At 61.6% G+C, this 16,949-nt stretch carries 16 protein-coding genes; 12 read left to right on the top strand and 4 right to left on the bottom strand.

Going from position 1 to position 16,949, the window contains the following annotated elements; genetic code table 11:
* Positions 1–9: 9 nt before the first annotated feature.
* The 8 genes from pcaF (at position 10) to PVW51_RS09425 (ending at position 9,190) form a co-directional block, all read left to right on the top strand.
* Complete coding sequence (gene pcaF / locus PVW51_RS09390; protein ID WP_274574741.1) at positions 10–1,212, top strand: 3-oxoadipyl-CoA thiolase; 1,203 nt, start codon at positions 10–12, stop codon at positions 1,210–1,212.
* 158 nt (positions 1,213–1,370) lie between these two features.
* Entirely contained in the window at positions 1,371–2,273 is a 903-nt protein-coding gene (gcvA, locus tag PVW51_RS09395; RefSeq protein ID WP_269364502.1) for a transcriptional regulator GcvA, read from the top strand.
* 270 nt (positions 2,274–2,543) lie between these two features.
* Complete coding sequence (locus PVW51_RS09400; RefSeq protein WP_274574742.1) at positions 2,544–3,704, top strand: substrate-binding domain-containing protein; 1,161 nt, start codon at positions 2,544–2,546, stop codon at positions 3,702–3,704.
* A gap of 5 nt (positions 3,705–3,709) precedes the next feature.
* Entirely contained in the window at positions 3,710–4,561 is an 852-nt protein-coding gene (locus PVW51_RS09405; protein ID WP_274574743.1) for a branched-chain amino acid ABC transporter permease, read from the top strand.
* Positions 4,548–6,284, top strand: coding sequence for a branched-chain amino acid ABC transporter ATP-binding protein/permease (locus PVW51_RS09410; protein WP_274574744.1), 1,737 nt, complete (start codon positions 4,548–4,550; stop codon positions 6,282–6,284). The genes PVW51_RS09405 and PVW51_RS09410 overlap by 14 nt, the downstream gene beginning before the upstream one ends.
* The gene (locus PVW51_RS09415) at positions 6,281–6,976 is read left to right on the top strand and encodes an ATP-binding cassette domain-containing protein (RefSeq protein ID WP_274574745.1); all 696 of its coding nucleotides are present in this window, start codon (positions 6,281–6,283) and stop codon (positions 6,974–6,976) included. Before PVW51_RS09410 ends, PVW51_RS09415 begins: the two co-directional genes overlap by 4 nt.
* A 2-nt stretch (positions 6,977–6,978) precedes the next feature.
* Entirely contained in the window at positions 6,979–8,352 is a 1,374-nt protein-coding gene (locus tag PVW51_RS09420; protein ID WP_274574746.1) for an amidase family protein, read from the top strand.
* Between the two features lie 100 nt (positions 8,353–8,452).
* A complete protein-coding gene (locus tag PVW51_RS09425; protein ID WP_269364511.1) occupies positions 8,453–9,190 on the top strand; it encodes a helix-turn-helix transcriptional regulator in 738 nt (245 codons plus the stop codon).
* A 20-nt stretch (positions 9,191–9,210) separates the two neighbouring features.
* Here the strand turns inward: PVW51_RS09425 and PVW51_RS09430 are convergent, their stop codons facing one another.
* From PVW51_RS09430 to nthA, 4 genes are read right to left on the bottom strand one after another with little or no spacing between them, the layout of a single operon-like run.
* Positions 9,211–10,125 (bottom strand): LysR family transcriptional regulator, encoded by a 915-nt coding sequence (locus tag PVW51_RS09430; protein ID WP_274574747.1) that lies wholly within the window; start codon positions 10,123–10,125, stop codon positions 9,211–9,213.
* A 45-nt stretch (positions 10,126–10,170) separates the two neighbouring features.
* Positions 10,171–10,629 carry a nitrile hydratase accessory protein gene (locus tag PVW51_RS09435; protein ID WP_274574748.1) on the bottom strand — a complete coding sequence of 153 codons (459 nt, stop codon included), beginning with the start codon at positions 10,627–10,629 and terminating at the stop codon, positions 10,171–10,173.
* A complete protein-coding gene (nthB, locus tag PVW51_RS09440; RefSeq protein ID WP_274574749.1) occupies positions 10,619–11,266 on the bottom strand; it encodes a nitrile hydratase subunit beta in 648 nt (215 codons plus the stop codon). The genes PVW51_RS09435 and nthB overlap by 11 nt, the downstream gene beginning before the upstream one ends.
* On the bottom strand, positions 11,266–11,877 hold the full coding sequence (gene nthA / locus PVW51_RS09445; protein ID WP_274574750.1) for a nitrile hydratase subunit alpha: 612 nt from the start codon (positions 11,875–11,877) through the stop codon (positions 11,266–11,268). The genes nthB and nthA overlap by 1 nt, the downstream gene beginning before the upstream one ends.
* A gap of 305 nt (positions 11,878–12,182) precedes the next feature.
* On the opposite strand from nthA, the gene PVW51_RS09450 reads away from it, so the two are divergent.
* The 4 genes from PVW51_RS09450 to PVW51_RS09465 are packed head-to-tail and all read left to right on the top strand — an operon-like array spanning position 12,183 to position 16,933.
* Positions 12,183–12,659 (top strand): flavin reductase family protein, encoded by a 477-nt coding sequence (locus tag PVW51_RS09450; RefSeq protein WP_274574751.1) that lies wholly within the window; start codon positions 12,183–12,185, stop codon positions 12,657–12,659.
* 28 nt (positions 12,660–12,687) lie between these two features.
* The gene (locus PVW51_RS09455; protein WP_274574752.1) at positions 12,688–14,013 is read left to right on the top strand and encodes an LLM class flavin-dependent oxidoreductase; all 1,326 of its coding nucleotides are present in this window, start codon (positions 12,688–12,690) and stop codon (positions 14,011–14,013) included.
* Positions 14,014–14,049: 36 nt separating this feature from the next.
* Complete coding sequence (locus PVW51_RS09460) at positions 14,050–15,831, top strand: ABC transporter permease (protein WP_274574753.1); 1,782 nt, start codon at positions 14,050–14,052, stop codon at positions 15,829–15,831.
* Position 15,832: 1 nt separating this feature from the next.
* Positions 15,833–16,933 carry an ABC transporter ATP-binding protein gene (locus PVW51_RS09465; RefSeq protein WP_274574754.1) on the top strand — a complete coding sequence of 367 codons (1,101 nt, stop codon included), beginning with the start codon at positions 15,833–15,835 and terminating at the stop codon, positions 16,931–16,933.
* Positions 16,934–16,949: the final 16 nt, after the last annotated feature.

A 16,949-nucleotide genomic window follows, 5' to 3' on the forward strand; every position in this document is an offset into this window, starting at 1 on the left:
GGGGGCATCATGACCGACGTATTTATCTGTGACTATGTTCGTACACCGATTGGCCGTTTTGGCGGCGCGCTGGCTTCTGTCCGCGCTGACGATCTGGGGGCGGTGCCCCTGCGTGCCCTGATGGCGCGTCATGATCTGGATTGGGCGGCGGTCGACGAAGTGATCTTTGGCTGCGCCAACCAGGCGGGCGAGGACAACCGCAACGTCGCCCGGATGTCGGCGTTGCTGGCCGGCCTGCCCGATACGGTGCCCGGCACCACCATGAACCGTCTGTGCGGTTCCGGCATGGATGCGGTCATCACGGCGGCCCGGGCGATCAGGGCGGGTGAAGCTGAACTGATGATTGCGGGCGGGGTGGAAAGCATGTCGCGCGCACCCTTCGTCTTGCCCAAGGCCGAAAGCGCCTTTTCCCGTTCGGCTGAAATTCACGACACCACCATCGGCTGGCGCTTTGTCAACCCGGTGATGAAGGCGCAGTATGGCGTCGATTCAATGCCGGAAACAGCCGAGAACGTGGCCGAGGATTTCGACATCTCGCGCGAGGATCAGGATCAGTTTGCCCTGCGGTCGCAGCAAAAGGCAGGCGTGGCGCAACAGAACCTTCGTCTGGCACAAGAGATCACGCCGGTATTGATACCTCAGCGCAAGGGCGACCCGAAAGTGGTCGACCAGGACGAGCACCTGCGCCCGGACACGACAATCGAGGGGCTTGCCAAGCTGCGCGCGCCGTTCCGCTCGGGCGGGTCGGTGACGGCGGGCAATGCATCTGGCGTGAATGACGGCGCTGCGGCGCTGATCCTTGCAAACGCCGCAGCCGTCAAGGCGCACGGGCTGACGCCTGTCGCACGTATCCTTGGCGGCGCCACCGCTGGCGTGCCACCCCGTATCATGGGGTTCGGACCTGCGCCTGCGTCGCAAAAGCTGATGGCGCGGCTGGGCCTGAACGTTTCCCGGTTCGACGTGATCGAGCTGAATGAAGCCTTTGCCTCGCAAGGACTTGCGACCTTGAGGGCGCTGGGAGTTGCGGATGACGATCCGCGGGTAAACCCCAACGGCGGGGCGATTGCGCTGGGGCATCCGCTGGGGATGTCCGGAGCACGTATCGCAGGAAGCGCTGCGCTGGAGTTGAAAAACAACGGGGGCAAACTGGCCTTGGCGACCATGTGCATCGGTGTCGGTCAGGGTATCGCAATCGCGCTGGAGGCGGTCTGATCCTGAAGGCAGCGCAAGGATGCCTTGTTTATTGGATTTGGTGAATGCTGCTGTTAAGGTGTTGATCTTGGGTGGCTGCACGTCTTGCCGGTTTCGTTGGTGCAAGCTGTTCACAGGCAGCATCCGTGGGTCGGTGCTATCAGGAATTTGATCTATAGATGTCCAGTTCTATCCCGCCACTGAACCCCTTGCGCACCTTCGAGGTCGCCGCACGGCTGTGCAGCCTGACGCTTGCTGCCGACGAGTTGAACGTCAGTCAGGTCGCGGTCAGCCGACAGGTCAAGACACTTGAGGATTATCTGGGCGTGACGCTTTTCCGCCGGATGCACCGGGGCGTGGAACTGACCGATGAGGGGCGTCAATTGTACGAGGGGGTGACCGGTGCCTTTCAGGACATCGCCAACGCCTCGCGCCGGGTGTCGCGCCGGGGACGTCGCGATATCCTGGCGATCCAGTCCTATACCACGTTTTCGCAACGGTGGCTGATTCCGAGGCTGACGCATTTTCACGATCTCTTTCCCAAGATCGAAGTACGGCTGAGTTCGTCAATTGCGCCGGTTGATTTCGAAACCCAGAATCTGGACGCCGCCATTCGCGCAGGCAAGGGGGTCTGGGACGGGTTACATTCCGAAAAGCTGCTTGATGTGGAACTGATTCCGATCTGTTCCCCTGACTACCAGCGCGAGAACCGGCTCGAAACACCTGACGATCTGGCGCGCGCGCGCCTGCTGCATTCGATGGCGCGCCCGACGGATTGGGGCGCCTGGATCAAACGTGTGGGGGCCAATGTGGATCCGGAACCGGGCATACGGTTTGAAAGTTCGGCCCTGGCCTACGAGGCCGCGTCGCTGGATGGTGGTGTTGCGATTGCGGTGAAACTGTTCGTACAGCGCCAGTTGCAGAACGGCAGTCTTGTCGCGCCATTCGCTGACACATGCTACAGCGGAGAGGGATATTTCCTGACCTGGCCGCGCAACACGACACCGTCGCAGACATTGATGAAATTCCTGAACTGGATCCGGGAACGGATTGATCAGGAAGGAAAATCAAGTTCCGAATAACCAGCGGTTTTGTCTGGTCGCGTCCAGGCAAAAGTCTCATCCCATTCTCGCGGCCCGGCTATCGCTGATACCGCGCATGTGATGCCGGGCAATGATGGTGCGGGCACCATTGCCGAGGCCGGGTTGAGGCCGGGATGCATGATGTGACGTCATCGGGGCAAAGCCTGATGACCTCGCCATCGACAATACTGCCGATTGCCGAACGCGTTTGAATACGCCTTGATTGTCCGAAAAATAACCATCCCGGATAAATATCAAGGAGTCACCAACATGGATCGCCGCAACTTTCTGAAAACAACCATTGGCGCATTGGCCGCAAGCCAGATTGCATCGCCGACCTGGGCACAGGGCAAGCCCCTGAAACTGGGTTTCCTCATCCCCAAGTCGGGGCCGGCCGGTATCTTTGGCCCGTCCAGCGAAACCACCACCACGATGGCAATCGAGGAAATCAACGCATCGGGCGGCATTCTGGGCCGCCAGGTCGAGGCGCTTTTTGGGGACGCGGGCGGTGCGCCGTCGGACACGGTTCAGGCGGCCCAGCGGCTGTGGCGGCGCGATGGGGTCGAAGCCCTGATCGGCCAGCACGACAGCGCCTCGCGCGAGGCTGTCGCGGCGATGCTGCGTGGCCAGCTGACCTATGTCTACACGCCGGTGAACGAAGGCGGCTATTGCCACACGAACACCTATTCGCTTGGCGAAACGCCAGATCAGCAACTGGCGCCGGTCATCCCCTATCTCGCCAAGGAACATGGGCTGAAAAAGTGGTACCTGATCGGCAACGATTATGTCTGGCCGCGCGGCACCAATGCGGCGGCCAAGACCTATATCGCGGAAACCGGCGGCGAGATCGTCGGCGAGGAATACCATCCCTTTACCGTCGACAACTTTGACACTTCGCTGACGCGTATTCGGGAAAGCGGCGCGGATGCGGTGCTGATCACGCTGGTAGGCGGTGCCTCGGTGACCTTTAACCGTGCCTTTGCAAGCTTCGGGCTGGACAAGCAGGCGATCCGTCTGGGCACGCTGATCGAAGAGAACACGCTGGCCGGGATCGGCGAGGCGAACAGCAACCGCATGTATTCGACCGCGGGCTACTTCGACGCGCTCGACACCCCGGCGGCGCTGGCGTTCCGCAAGACGTATTACGACCGCTTTGGCGCGGATGCGCCCGTGCTCAATACGTTGGGTGAGGGGTGCTACGAAGGCGCCATGGCCCTGCGTGCGATGTTCGAGGCGGCGGGATCGACGGAGACCGATGCTGTCGCGGCAGCGGCCAATGGCGTCAGCTACACCGGCCCGCGCGGCACGACCACCTTGTCCGAGGGGTTTGCGGCATCCGACATCTATCTGGCCACGGCGAAAGGCGCGGTTTTCGAGATCGTCCAGCGATTTGAAAAAGTCGCACCCGGCAACGCCTGCACCAACGGCTGAATACGATGCAGGAAGCGATCGTCTTCTCGTTGAACGTCAGCTACGGCATCATCAGCCTTGCGCTGCTGGTGCTGGGGCTGGCGATCATTTTCGGGCTGCTTGGCGTGCTGAACATGGCGCATGGCGAGCTTGTCGCCATCGGTGCCTATACCGCCTGGGCGGTCCAGTCCGTCGGCCTGCCCCTGCTGCTTGCCCTGCCCGTCGCGGCAATTGCGGCGGGGGCCATCGGCTGGCTGATGGAGATTTCGATCATCCGTCATCTCTACCGGCGTCCCTTTGACACGCTTCTGGCGACATGGGGCATTTCGATCCTTCTGCGGGAGGCGATCAAGATCTGTTTCGGGCTTGAGTACAAGTCGGTGATCGAGCCTGTCGGGGGCAGCATAACGATCTTGGGCGCGGATTATCCGACCTACCGGATATGGCTCATGGTGGCGGTGGTGCTGGGGTTTGTCGGGCTGTTCCTGTGGTATCGGCGCTCGCATGCGGGCACCCGCGTCAGAGCGATGGTTGCCAATCCGATGCTGGCCTCGGCTGTTGGCATCGAAACGGCGAAACTGGCGCGACGGGCTTTTGTGCTGGGGGCAGCGTCCGCCGGGTTGGCGGGCTGTCTGATGGCACCGCTGATCCGGATCGACCCCTATATGGGCGTGGACTATCTGCTGTCGTCCTTCTTCGTGCTCGTGGTCGGGGGGCTTGGCAGCCTGCAGGGTGTCTTCATCGGCTCCGGCGTCATCGGTGGTGCGGAAACCGCCGCATCGACGATCCTTGGCGGGACCGGCGGTTATGTCACCGTGCTGGTGATCTCCATTCTGTTTCTCTGGCTGAAACCGGGAGGGCTCTATGCGCGCCGCTGATGCTTTCTTCCTTCCTGTCTTTGCCCTTCTGGCGCTGGTGCCGTTCAGCTTCGGCGACTTCACGGCCTATCAACTGGGTCTGTTCATTCTCTACGGCATCGTAGGGCAGGGGATCGCGCTGTGCTGGGGCCGGGTCGGCATCCTGCCGCTGGGTCAGGCGATGTTCTTTGGTCTTGGCGCCTATCTGGGCGGCGGTGCGCTGATCTGGGCCGAGGGCAACTGGGCGCTGTTGCTGCCCTGCCTTGTGCTGGCCATCCTGCTGCCTGCGCTGCTTGCCGGGCTGGTGGCGCTGGTCGTCTTCCGTCGCCAAACCGGCAGCGGGCCGTTCTTTTCGCTGATCACGCTGGCCCTGTCGATGCTGACCTATCAGATCGCCCTGACCGCCAGCGACCTGACGGGCGGCTTCAACGGGCTGACAGGTATCCCGCCGCTGCCGGGCACCGACCCCTGGGGCAACCTTTATTGGGTCATCCTTGGCACGCTTCTGGTCACGACGCTTGGCACCACATGGGTGCTGCGCGCGCCCATCGGCACGCTGTGGAGCGCCGTGGCGCAGAACGAGGCGCGGCTTTCGTTCCTTGGGTACAATGTGGCGGGGTTGAAGGCGCTGGCCTTTGCCGGTTCCGCGGCACTCGCGGCACTGGCCGGAGCGCTTTATGCCAGCCAGCAGGGCATCGTGTCGCCACAGACGCTGGGCTATGTGCTGTCAGGCGAGCTGTTGATCTGGACCGCCGTCGGTGGCCGTCAGACCGTCCTTGGGCCAGTGGTCGGTGCGGTGCTGATCGGGTTCCTGTCCTCCGAGCTGCGCGATGGTTTCGCCCTTTGGGAGGTGCTGCTGGCCGCGATCTTTATCGGTGTTGTGCTCTTGATGCCCCAGGGCCTGGGCGGATTGGCCAGGCCGCTTCTCGATAAACTGTCGCGCAAGCGCGAGACCCCCGCGCGTGACGTGATAATCCCGCTGTCCGATGCGCCGTCGCAACCGGACCTCGGTTTCTCTGATGTTGAGGTGACCATGGGGTCGGTTCACATCCTGCGGGGACTGTCGTTCGATATGAAAGACCCGGGCCTGCATTGTGTGATCGGCCCGAACGGGGCGGGCAAGACATCATCGTTCAACGCCCTGTCCGGCCTGTTGCCAGTGTCCAGGGGGGCGATCCACTGGAACGGGCGGGATGTGACCGGGATGCTGCCGCATCAGGTCGCCCGGCTCGGGATCGCGCGGAAATTGCAGGTTCCGATGATCTTCCACGATCTCAGCGTGGCCGATCATCTGAATATCGCGATCTGGGCGCAGAACCTTTCGGCCCGCGATGCCCTGCGTCCCTCAAGCTTTCGCCGCAGGAACCCCGTCATGGACGAGCTGTTCACCCTGTTTCCGTTCCTGCGCGACGAACAAAAGACCGCCGGAGAGCTTTCGCTGGGTCATCGCCAGATGCTGGAATTCGCAATGTCGATCATGAACAAGCCGACGCTTGTCCTGCTGGATGAACCCTGTGCAGGCCTCTCCAAGCTGGAGACCACGGACATGACCGGTGCGATTGCCCGGATGCGGGAAAAGTTCGGCATCTCGGCACTGATCGTGGAGCATGATTTCAGCGTCGTCGAGACATTGTCGGATCACATCTATGTCCTGCATCAGGGTGAGCTGCTGGCCGAGGGCACGCTGGATCAGATCCGCGCCAACACCGAAGTGCAGGCCGTCTATGCCGGAGGATCGAAATGAGCGAACCGCTTCTGAAGCTGGACAGGATCAGCGCAGGTTATGGCGACCTGACCGTTCTGCGGGACATTTCCCTGACCGTCGCGGCGGGCGAGGTGCTGTGTATCTCGGGCCGAAACGGGGTCGGCAAGACGACCCTCATGCGTCTGATCTCGGGCGCCCTGCCACCGCAGTCGGGGACCATCGCGATGAACGGTCAGGACATCGCGCCGCTGGAACCGCACGCCCGCCAGCACATCGGGCTGAGCTATGCGCCGCAGGATTCGGTGACCTTTGCGCCGCTGACCCTGCGCGAAAACCTGACCCTGCACCACAAGGACCACAGTCTTGACCGATACCAGGGTCTGTTCCGCCGCTTTCCCCGGATCGAAGAACGCCTTGGGCAGGTTGCCGGGACTCTGTCGGGCGGTGAGCGCAAGATCCTCGCTTTCTGCCGGGTGATGGCCGAGGGCGGAAGCCTGCTGTGCCTCGACGAGCCGACCGAAGGGGTGCAGCCGGAGAACATCGCCCATATGGCCGAAGAAATTCGGGCAGCCGCAGAGGCGGGGCGCGGCCTTGTTGTCGTGGAGCAGAACCTTTCCCTGATCGAGCAGGCCGCGGACCGGGTCATTGTGATCGACCACGGCGAAATCGTTCACCAGACGCGCAACGGCCCGGAAATGCGCGCGGAAATTCTAGAGAAGCTGAAGGTATGAGCATGAACAACGGTGAACAGAGCACGGATGGTCCGATGACCCTGACCCAAACGCGTCAGGTGATTGTAACCGAAGGGCTGTCCGGTCTGATGCAACGGCTTGAGGCCCGCGCGCTCGCCCCGGGCCATAATGCGGTCATTGCCTGTGATTTCTCCGATGCCGGTTCGACCGGACCGTTGGCGGGCATTCCGATTGGCGTGAAGGACAATATAGATGTGGCGGGGTTTGCCACGACCGGCGGCTCGCCTGCACTGAAGGAGTACCGCCCCGGTTCGGATGCCCCCGCCGTGACCGCCTTGCGAGAGGCAGGGGCGATTGTTGCCTGCAAGCTGAACATGCACGAACTGGCTTTCGGCATCACCAGTGACAACGGGTGCTTTGGCCGCGTCTTCAACCCCTTTGACAGCAACAGGACAGCCGGAGGTTCGTCCGGCGGGTCCGGTGCGGCAGTGGCCCGGGGTATCGTGCCCGCAGCACTTGGGACGGATACGGGCGGATCGGTTCGGATACCCGCCAGTTTCTGCGGCGTTGCCGGGTTCCGCCCCTCGACGGGTCGCTATCCCGGTGGCGGCGTTCTGCCCTTGTCGCAGACGCGGGACACGGTCGGCGTTCTTGCCGCAACCGTTGCGGACATATGCGAAGTTGACGCCGTGTTGTCCAGATCGCAGGTGCCGCTTCCGGATTTGCCCGACCGTCCGCTGCGGCTCGGGCTGCCTGCTGATGCGCTGCCCGGTTTCTGCGCACCGGTCGAGGAAGCCTTCCGCGCGGCGCTGTTTGATCTCGCGGCGGGGGCGATCATCGATTTGATCGACTTGCCCGAACTGGGGCTGGGTGCGATGGAGGCCGAACTTGGCTTTCCCGTTGCCCTGACCGAGGCGGCAGAAACCTGGCGCAGGCTTTGCCCGGATAAACTGGGGTGCGAACTGGCCGAGTTTGTTCCGCGCCTGGGTGACCCGGCTGTGCGCGAAGCCTTCCATTCGATGCTGCAAGACGACGATGAACTGGTCCGGCGTTACGAAGCCTTCCGCCACAAGGGGCGATCCGACCTGCAACGTCGCGTGCAGGCGTGTTACGACCGGTTCGACATTGATGCCATGGTGATGCCGACAGCGGTGGTCCAGCCGCCACGCTGGGAAGAGGCCGAGATGATGCAGGTGAAAGGCATCGAGCGGCCCACGTTTTTTACGGTGGTCCATAACACCACACTTGCAACGCTTATCGGGGTGCCGTCCCTGTCACTTCCTGCGGGCGTCGACCGGGACGGCCTGCCGGTCGGACTGATGATTGAAGGGTCTGCCGGTGCGGATCTTTCCGTTCTGGCATGGGGCACCGCGATTGAGGAGAAGCTGCGTGAAACACGCGCCGTGCCGGCATAGGTCCTGCAGGTTTGCGAATCAGGCGGGCATTTCTTGATTCTCTTGCATTGCAGCCGGAGAGCGCGCTAGACTCTGCCGATGGCAATCCAGAGGACTGCAGATGAACGACTCTTCATGTGTTCTGACCTCCGCCGAACTGGACACTTTCGCCGGAGCGATTTTTGATCTCGGCCAGAGCAATACGGACCGGTCTCCGCGCGAGATCGTTGCCCGTGCTTTGTTCGATCTGACTCATGCGGAACGCTTGGCATCCTACCGTTGGGATGCAAAAACCGGAAAGTATCACAAACCCCTGCTGATTAACCTCAACCCGCAGCACAGCCAGCATTACATCGACGTGCTGCAGCACGACGACCCGATCACGCCAATGATGCGGAACCAGAGGACTGCAACGCGAATCCAGGACGTGGTGCCTTTGCAGGATTTCGAACGGTTGGCCTTTTACAACGAATTTCTGCGCCCCGATGAGATGTACCACGGGGTCAACGTGTTTCTGCGGACGGGAAGCGATGTGCTTTGCGATTTTCGCTTGTTTCGCGGCCCGAAAAGCCCTGCCTTCAGCCGTCGCGACTTGCTGATGATCGACTCGATGAGCCGCTATCTCGTCAAGACCATGGAACTGGAACAGTCGAACGAGGGTGCCCTCGATATCCTGACCGCGCGCGAACGCGAGCTTGCGAAACTGGTTGCGCGCGGATGTACGGACGCGGATATCCAACGCATTCTCGGCATCAGCTTTTCAACGGTGCGGACGCATATGGCGCGCTGTTTTGAAAAGCTGGGTTGCGCCAACCGCAGTGAGCTGGCTGCGTTCATCTCGCATCGCCACCGGCACTGACGGGCACGTTCCGCAGGAAATCAATGCCCGGTCGGCAGAACGCCTGATGTTGTGTCGGAGACCAATTGCCTGATCTCGCGGCGCAGGGTGCGGGTAAGTGGTGTGTTGCGGGTGTATGGCGACATCGCCAGCAACAGGTCGCGATTGAGCGTGGGGTCGACCAGACGTGAACAGCTGACCATGCCTTGTTCGAGTTCGGATTGAATCAGGCTGACCGGCATCAGGGCATAGCCGTAACCTTGCAGAACGAGGTTGCGGATTGCCGCAATCGAGTCCACCTGGCACCGGATATTGACCTTCAGGTTGCGCTGACTGGCGATGTGTTCGACCCGCTTGCGCAATGCATGGGCGGCAGAGGACAGGATCAAAGGCTTGCCCAGGGCCTCATCGAAGGGGATCGTTTCCGGGGCAGGGATGCCATCGTTTGCCCACACGAGGTAAATCTGGTCGGACAGGATGAATTCGGAGAACAGGCTGTTGTTTACGCTGGGCATGTAGAGCGCGGCAAGATCGAGGTCACCCCGAAGCAACCATTCGTAAAGATGACCGCTGAGGCCTTCGACGAGGCTGAGCCGGACCAGCGGATAGGAATCCAGGAAGCGCTTGAGCAGCGGGGTGGTCAGCGTCGACCCCAGGCTGGCGGGAAGGCCACAGGTGATCTCGCCCGCGACCGACTTGCTGAGTTCGGACATGTCGGCGCGGGCGACCTCGATCCGTTCGGTGATGTCGCGTGCATGGTCCAGAAGTTGCCGCCCGGCCGGCGTCAGCACGATGCCGCGCCCGTGCCTGAGAAAAAGCTGCGCGCCCACTTCCGTTTCAAGGAGCTTGATCTGTTTGCTGATGGCGGATTGCCCGAGGCCCATGGCCCGCGCAGCATTGGTGAAGCCCCCCATGTCGGCGACCAGCAGAAAGTACTTCAGCTGCTTGATGTTCATCCTGTCAGTTCCGCGGAACCGGCATGGAAGTGCCTGGGGGTTGCATCAGACCTGGCACGCGCGATCAACGAAAACAGGTTCAGCCGCCGGGGTTCCCTGCGCATGGTGATGGTGATGGTGATGGTGGTGATGATCGTGATGCACATGATCCTGTGGGGGCAGCGTCAGGCAAAGCTCGATGGGATCGCCATGAGGTGTGGCGAGGTACGACCGGCGCCAGTGCTCTGCCATTTCCGCGACCTGCGCATCCCCGATGTCCGATTTTTCGGCAAGCAGTGACTGCAAGGTATCCATCCAGATGTTGAAATAATCGTCCAGCGTCTGGTTCTGCGGTCCCGCCGCCAGATTGGTGGAGAAGCGTTCACCCCATTCGCTCCAGCTGAAGAGGTTGTGACGGCTGGCGTCGACCGTCAGCGCGAAGAGAGACGCCTGCGCAGGATCGTTGAACGTCTGGGTATCGAGTGCTTTGGAATACACGCTTTCATCACCGGCTTCAGTTTTCATGGGCCACGCGCTCCGATATGTAGGGTTCGTAGATTTCGATCTGAACGGATGTGTTTTCCTCGCAGCCGCTGCCCCAGATTTCGTCACCGGTGAAACGGACGGAATAGACATGCTGGTTTTCCGGACGGTCCGAGGCATAGGCGTCGGCAAAGCGAAAGATGCCTTTGTAGTCTTCGATCCGGCCCACGCGACCGCGCAGGAAACGTGGCAGGCGGGTATGTGTCGGGACACTGTCGCGGCGCATTCGGACACTTTCGCCAACGCTGTAGATCGGGGCAGGAAGCGGGGGCGGTTCCGGGATCCGCAAGCTGCGGAAACCATCCCATAACTTGTCGCCGGGAATCCGGCGCGCCCCGGGTATCTCTGACTGATCCGAATCAGCGGTGATGCCCGCTTCGCGGTACAGCCGTTCGACCATGCCCAGCCAGCGCTCCCAATAGGGAGTATTCAGGTAATCGGATGGGTCCACGTTTTCCATGTAATAGCGGGTCTTGTCGATGTTGTAGACGCCCTGCATGACCGACAGCATGTTGATGGCGAAAATACGTCTCTGCGCATCATTGGCGAAGGTGGTTTCATTGGTCGTGTCGACGCGCCCGAAGCCGTGAAAGCCGCCCATATCATGTATGCCGTCCATCAGGTTGCCTCCGCTTCAACGGGGGTCAGCGGGCGCCCGGTCCCGATCATGGAATTGCGCGTCACCAGCTTTTCAAGGTCCGCCACCGCCATCCCTTCGGTGCCTTCGGGCCGCATGGGAAGCACGAGATAGCGCAGTTCGGCATTGGAATCCCAGACCCGGACCTCGGTGCTTGTGGGCAGGGTCAAACCGAATTCGGCCAACACCTTGCGCGGCTCGCGGACCACGCGTGACCGATAGGCGTAGGATTTGTACCAGCCCGGCGACATGCCGAGCAGCCGGAAGGGGTAGCACGAGCAGAGCGTGCAGACGATGACGTTGTGCACATCCGGCGTGTTCTCCAGCACGATGACATTGGCACCGGTGATGTCGACCAGCTCTTCGGTCACCTCCTGGGCGTTCTCCAGCAGGCGGCGTTTGTAATCGGGGTCCGCCCAGGCACGGGCAACGATCTTTGCACCGGTCCGCGGGCCGATCCGGGCCTCGGCAATGTCGATCAGCTCGTCCAGCGCGGCGGGATCAACAAGCCCCCTTTCAGAAAGCAGGGTCTCCAATGCGCGGACACGCAGCGCGAAATCGGATGGGGGATCGGTGTGGTTCTGGTCTGACATGTCTTCTCCGGATTTGGCTTTGGGACAGTCCGGTCTTTCGCGCGTCCCTGCAGGGTCTGCCGAATTCAGCGAGCCGGAGCCAAAAAAATTTGCGCAACCGCTTATCGAGCATAGCGCAAAGCCGGAATCCGCACTCATGCCGAATCCGCATAGCGCGACCGGCGCTGCATCATGGAAAATGACGCCGGTTCTGGCAACGAAGCCCAGTCCAAAAAGTCATCTCTGGTATTCCGCCCAAGCATCACGGCCGGTGCTATCCCGAACAGGACACTACGCAACTATGACGCTCTGAAGAGGGGAACGACGTGCTGGACCAACAACAGTTCAAAAAGATTGCAAGCCATTGGGCCTCCGGGGTCGCGATCGTGTCGGCTGCGGGCGGAGCGGAAGGGGCCTCTGGCCTGACCATCACAAGCGTGACCTCGCTGTCGCTGGATCCGCCGCAATATCTGATCTGCCTTGACCAGAAGTCCGCAACGCTTGCCGCCATTCGCGAAAGCGGGATGTTCTGCATCAATTACCTGAAGCACACGCAGCAGGCTGTCTCTCAGGTCTTTGCGACGAAAAACCCCGAAAAGCTGGAACAATTGACCGGCCAGACGGCACGCGGCGTGCCTTGTGTCGAAGATGCGCTGGCGATCATCGAATGCGAGGTCGATACCATCCACGCCGGCGGCGACCACATCATCATCATTGGCAATGTCCTGTCTGCCGAGTCCGAAGGCGGTGATCCATTGGTCTATTTCCGGGGCGGGTACCGCGAACTTACCCAAGCCATCTGAAGCACTCCAATCACGAGCGGAAACACCCATGTCCAAACGCCAGATCAAACTCGGTCTTTTCCTTTTGCCAACGGGTCAGCATGTCGCCGCATGGCGCCTGCCTGAAACGGTGGCGGATATGCACATGAATGCAGCCTATTACGCCGAGCTTGCGCGGGAACTGGAGGCGGCGAAATTCGATCTTCTTTTCCTTGCGGACGGGGATGGCATTCACGGCGGCTGGCCACTTGAAGCGCTGTCGCACACTGCCAACAGGGTTGTCGCACAGTTCGAGCCGCTGACGTTGCTGTCGGCGCTCAGCCAGCATACCAGCCATGTGGGGCTGGTCGCGACGGCCTCGACGACCTATTACGATCCCTACCGCGTTGCCCGGCTTTTCGGATCGCTCGACGTGCTCAACGGCGGGCGGTCGGGCTGGAACGTCGTGACCACGGCCAATACCGATTCAAGCGAGAACTTCGGCTACACCGAAACGCCGAGCGCGGAAGAACGCTATGACCGCGCCGAGGAATTCGTCGAGGTGGTCACGGGCCTGTGGCGGTCCTGGGACGAGGGTGCGTTCCTGCGCAACAAGGCCACGGGAGAGTTCTTTGACCCTTCCAAGCTGCACAGGCTTGACCATCACGGCAAACATTTCACGGTCAAGGGGCCGCTCAACGTGCCGCGTTCGCCGCAGGGGCATCCGGTGATCGTGCAGGCGGGATCGTCGGGGCCGGGCAAGGCATTGGCCGCCCGCACCGCCGAGATTGTCTTTACCGCCCAGCCCGACAAGAAAAAGGCGCAGGATTTCTATAGCGAGATCAAGACGCTGGCCGAAACCCACGGGCGCAGCCCGGACGATCTGAAGATCATGCCCGGCATGGGCGTGACGGTGGCCGAAACGGAGGAAGAGGCCAAGGCCAAGGTGGCGGAACTGGAGGCGCTGATCGACCCGGTGGTGGGGCTGACGCATCTGTCCAGCTTCCTGGGCTACGATGTGACCGGCTATCCGGTGGATGGCCCCCTGCCGGAAATCCCGGAAGCCAGCGCCAAGATCATCCAGAGCCGCCAGAAACTGTTCATCGACATGGCCCGCGACGAGAATCTGACCCTTCGGGAGACATACATCCGGGCGTCGGTGTCCAAGGGCCACCTGAACGTCGTGGGCAGCCCCACGCAGGTCGCCGACCTGATGGAAGAATGGTTTGCCGACAAGGCTGCCGATGGCTTCAACGTCATGCCGTCGGCAATGACGGGCGGGATCGCCAACTTTGCGCGCCTCGTGGTGCCGGAACTCCAGCGGCGCGGGCTTTTCCGGGAAGAGTACGAGGGCACGACCCTGCGCGAAAACCTTGGCCTCAAGTGTCCGGAATGACGCGTGACCCATACCACACCGACGGGAGGGTCGACGATGAGTGAGAATATCCATCAAGGGGGGCAGTCCTGGCGTATGGCGCATCTTTTGACGCCGCGCAAAGTCATCACCGGTCTCGCTGTGCTTGTGCTTGCTTACCTTTTTGTCTGGCCCTTCGTGATGCTGGTGATCGGCGCTTTCCTGACCACGCCCTATGGTGGCGGGGAATGGACGCTGGATGGGTTTCGTACCGTTCTGAACGATCCGCGCGCGTTGCGCAGCACATTGTCTTCCTTCCTGTTCTCCGGCCTCGTGATGGTGATCTCCATCGCCGGAGGGCTCTTCTTTGCCATCATCACCTCGCGGTTCAAACTGCGGTTCGGCTGGCTGGTGCTGCCCGCAATGGTGCTGATTGCCTGCACGCCGCGGCTCTTTTATGCCTTCGCCTGGGGCATGATGGGCAATCCCGGCAGCGGCTTTGCCGCCAATATCCTCAGGTACTTCGATATTGCCAATCCCGCCTGGCTGACCGTCTACAGCTGGCCGGGGCTGGTGCTGGTGAGCAGTATGAAGGTTACTGCGGTGGCTTACCTTCTGCTGTCCGGGCCGGTGCGGCTGCTTGACCGCAGTCTTGAAGACGCGGCGGTCATGTGTGGCCAAACCCGCCTGCGCGCGTTTTTCAGCATTTCGCTGCCGCTGCTTGCCCCTTCGCTGCTGGCCATCGGCATGTTGCTTTTCGTCGAAGGCATACAGGTATTCGATTTTCCTGCGGTTCTGGGCAGCCCGGCAGGCATTACTACCCTCTCGACCCTGATCAACGACTTCATCAACACCGACGTCACGCCGAAGTGGGGGGCGGCCAATGCGCTGTCGCTCGTCGTGGTTGTCGTTATCGCGCTGTTGATCCTGTTGCAGTCCCGGCTGCTGGGCGGGCGCGATTTCGCGTCCGTGGGCGGCAAGGCGAGGGGGGCCGACACAGCCGAGATCGGCAAACTTGCGGTGCTCTTCGATGCGATCATCGTTGCGTTCTTCGCGGTGGCCTTCGTGTTGCCCTTCCTGCAGATCCTGATCGGTTCGTTGCAACCGTACTTCGGCCTCTACACCAAGCTGACGACGGCAAACTACGTTGCGGTGATCAAGGACCGTGACACGCTTGATGCGCTGGTCAGCTCGCTTCTGATATCGGTCGGCGGCGGTTTCCTTGTCGTGACGCTTTCCTTCGTGATGATCTACGTGATGCAGCGGTCCAAGTCCCGACCGACCGTCGCTCTGTTGAAGATACTGTCGTGGCTGCCCGCCACCGCCCCCGGTATCGTCCTGAGTATTGCCTTCGTCTGGGCCTATCTTTCCACGCCACTGGTCCGCAGCCTCTACGGCACGCCATTCCTGATGCTGATCGCGCTTGTCATCGCGCATGTGCCGATTGCGGCCCGCGCCTGCGAGGGGATCATCGTGCAGGTCAGCACCAGCCTGGACGAGGCGGCGCGGGTCTCGGGTGCGGGCCCCTGGCGCGCGGCTGCTGAGATCACCGCACGCCTGTGCACGCCCAGCCTGCTGGGGGCGTGGTTGCTGATCAGCCTTGCGATTTCGGGTGCGCTGGACGTGGTGATGATGCTTCAGACCACCAACACCCAGATGGTCGCAACGCTGTCCTACAGCATGTTCAACAACGGCGACGTGGCTGAAGCCGCAGCGCTCTACGTGCTGTTCATCGGCCTGCTCATTGCCTTCATGGCGGCCCTGATCGGGCTGATGATTTTGCTGCGCACCGCGGCGTCAGGATTTCACTGGTCCGGCAAAGCGGCCCGACCCCTTGCAATGGAAAAGACGGATGTTTGACATGGACACAAGAACCGCAACCGGGCTGTCGTTCTCCGGTATCGAAAAGTCCTATGGGACACAGACCGTTCTGCACGACATCAGCTTTCGGATCGAACCGGGCACCTTCCTGTGTCTGCTGGGTCCCAGCGGCTGCGGCAAGACCACCTTGCTGCGCAGCATCGCAGGGCTGGAGGAACCGGACCGCGGCACGATCACGATCGGGGATGTCACGGTATTCGATGCAGGCGCGCGCAAGATGGTGCCGGCCAACCGCCGGGGGCTTGGCATGGTGTTCCAGCACTACGCGCTCTGGCCGCATATGTCGGTGCGGGAAAACATCGCCTATCCGTTGCGCCAGCGCGGCATCCGTGCCGGGGACCGGGGCGGCGACGTCGAGCGGCTGGCGCGGCTGGTCGGCCTGGAGTCCTACCTGGAGCGTCGGCCAAACCAGCTTTCCGGTGGTCAACAGCAGCGGGTCGCACTGGCCCGCGCGCTTGCCGGGGATCCGCAACTGCTGCTGCTCGATGAGCCGCTGTCGAACCTTGATGCGGTGCTGCGGCATCAGTTGCGCCGCGAATTGCGCGCCCTTCACGACCGCCTGGGCATGACATCAATCCTGGTCACCCATGATCAGGAAGAGGCCGCGGCCCTGGCTGATGTGATCGCCGTCATGCAGAACGGCATGATCATGCAATCGGGCATCCCCGAAGATGTGCTCGACCGGCCCGACAATCGTTATGTTGCTGAATTTGTCGGCTACGAGTGTTTTCTGAAAGGCACCGTTACCGGGCAGAGCGCGGGCAGTGTGAGCGTCACCCTGCCCAATGGCGAGACGGTGGCGGTCGCCACCAATCTGGCCGTGACACAATCGGAACCGGTGCTGATCGCCGCACGGGGCGATCAGCTTGAGATTTTCGATAAGGCGGGTGGTGCCGCCCCCGCCAATGCGGTGTCGGGCCGGATCACGGACCGCGCCAAGCTCGGTTCGGTCATGGAATACCAGGCCGAGGTATCCGGAAAGACGCTTTGGATACGCGACAACGCCGATACGAACTTTCGGACCAGCCAGGACGTCTGGATCAGGATCCCGGAAAACTGCCCGTTGCTTCGGGACAATTGAACCACATCAAAAACAA

The sequence above is a fragment of the Sulfitobacter sp. PR48 genome (assembly GCF_028807335.1).
In the GTDB taxonomy this organism is placed as follows: domain Bacteria; phylum Pseudomonadota; class Alphaproteobacteria; order Rhodobacterales; family Rhodobacteraceae; genus Sulfitobacter.

Bases quoted from the DNA above. Each gene is read 5' to 3' on its own strand.
- pcaF (WP_274574741.1), top strand. From the start codon at position 10: ATGACCGACGTATTTATCTGTGACTATGTTCGTACACCGATTGGCCGT.
- gcvA (WP_269364502.1), top strand. From the start codon at position 1,371: ATGTCCAGTTCTATCCCGCCACTGAACCCCTTGCGCACCTTCGAGGTC.
- PVW51_RS09400 (WP_274574742.1), top strand. From the start codon at position 2,544: ATGGATCGCCGCAACTTTCTGAAAACAACCATTGGCGCATTGGCCGCA.
- PVW51_RS09405 (WP_274574743.1), top strand. From the start codon at position 3,710: ATGCAGGAAGCGATCGTCTTCTCGTTGAACGTCAGCTACGGCATCATC.
- PVW51_RS09410 (WP_274574744.1), top strand. From the start codon at position 4,548: ATGCGCGCCGCTGATGCTTTCTTCCTTCCTGTCTTTGCCCTTCTGGCG.
- PVW51_RS09415 (WP_274574745.1), top strand. From the start codon at position 6,281: ATGAGCGAACCGCTTCTGAAGCTGGACAGGATCAGCGCAGGTTATGGC.
- PVW51_RS09420 (WP_274574746.1), top strand. From the start codon at position 6,979: ATGAACAACGGTGAACAGAGCACGGATGGTCCGATGACCCTGACCCAA.
- PVW51_RS09425 (WP_269364511.1), top strand. From the start codon at position 8,453: ATGAACGACTCTTCATGTGTTCTGACCTCCGCCGAACTGGACACTTTC.
- PVW51_RS09430 (WP_274574747.1), bottom strand. From the start codon at position 10,125: ATGAACATCAAGCAGCTGAAGTACTTTCTGCTGGTCGCCGACATGGGG.
- PVW51_RS09435 (WP_274574748.1), bottom strand. From the start codon at position 10,629: ATGAAAACTGAAGCCGGTGATGAAAGCGTGTATTCCAAAGCACTCGAT.
- nthB (WP_274574749.1), bottom strand. From the start codon at position 11,266: ATGGACGGCATACATGATATGGGCGGCTTTCACGGCTTCGGGCGCGTC.
- nthA (WP_274574750.1), bottom strand. From the start codon at position 11,877: ATGTCAGACCAGAACCACACCGATCCCCCATCCGATTTCGCGCTGCGT.
- PVW51_RS09455 (WP_274574752.1), top strand. From the start codon at position 12,688: ATGTCCAAACGCCAGATCAAACTCGGTCTTTTCCTTTTGCCAACGGGT.
- PVW51_RS09460 (WP_274574753.1), top strand. From the start codon at position 14,050: ATGAGTGAGAATATCCATCAAGGGGGGCAGTCCTGGCGTATGGCGCAT.
- PVW51_RS09465 (WP_274574754.1), top strand. From the start codon at position 15,833: ATGGACACAAGAACCGCAACCGGGCTGTCGTTCTCCGGTATCGAAAAG.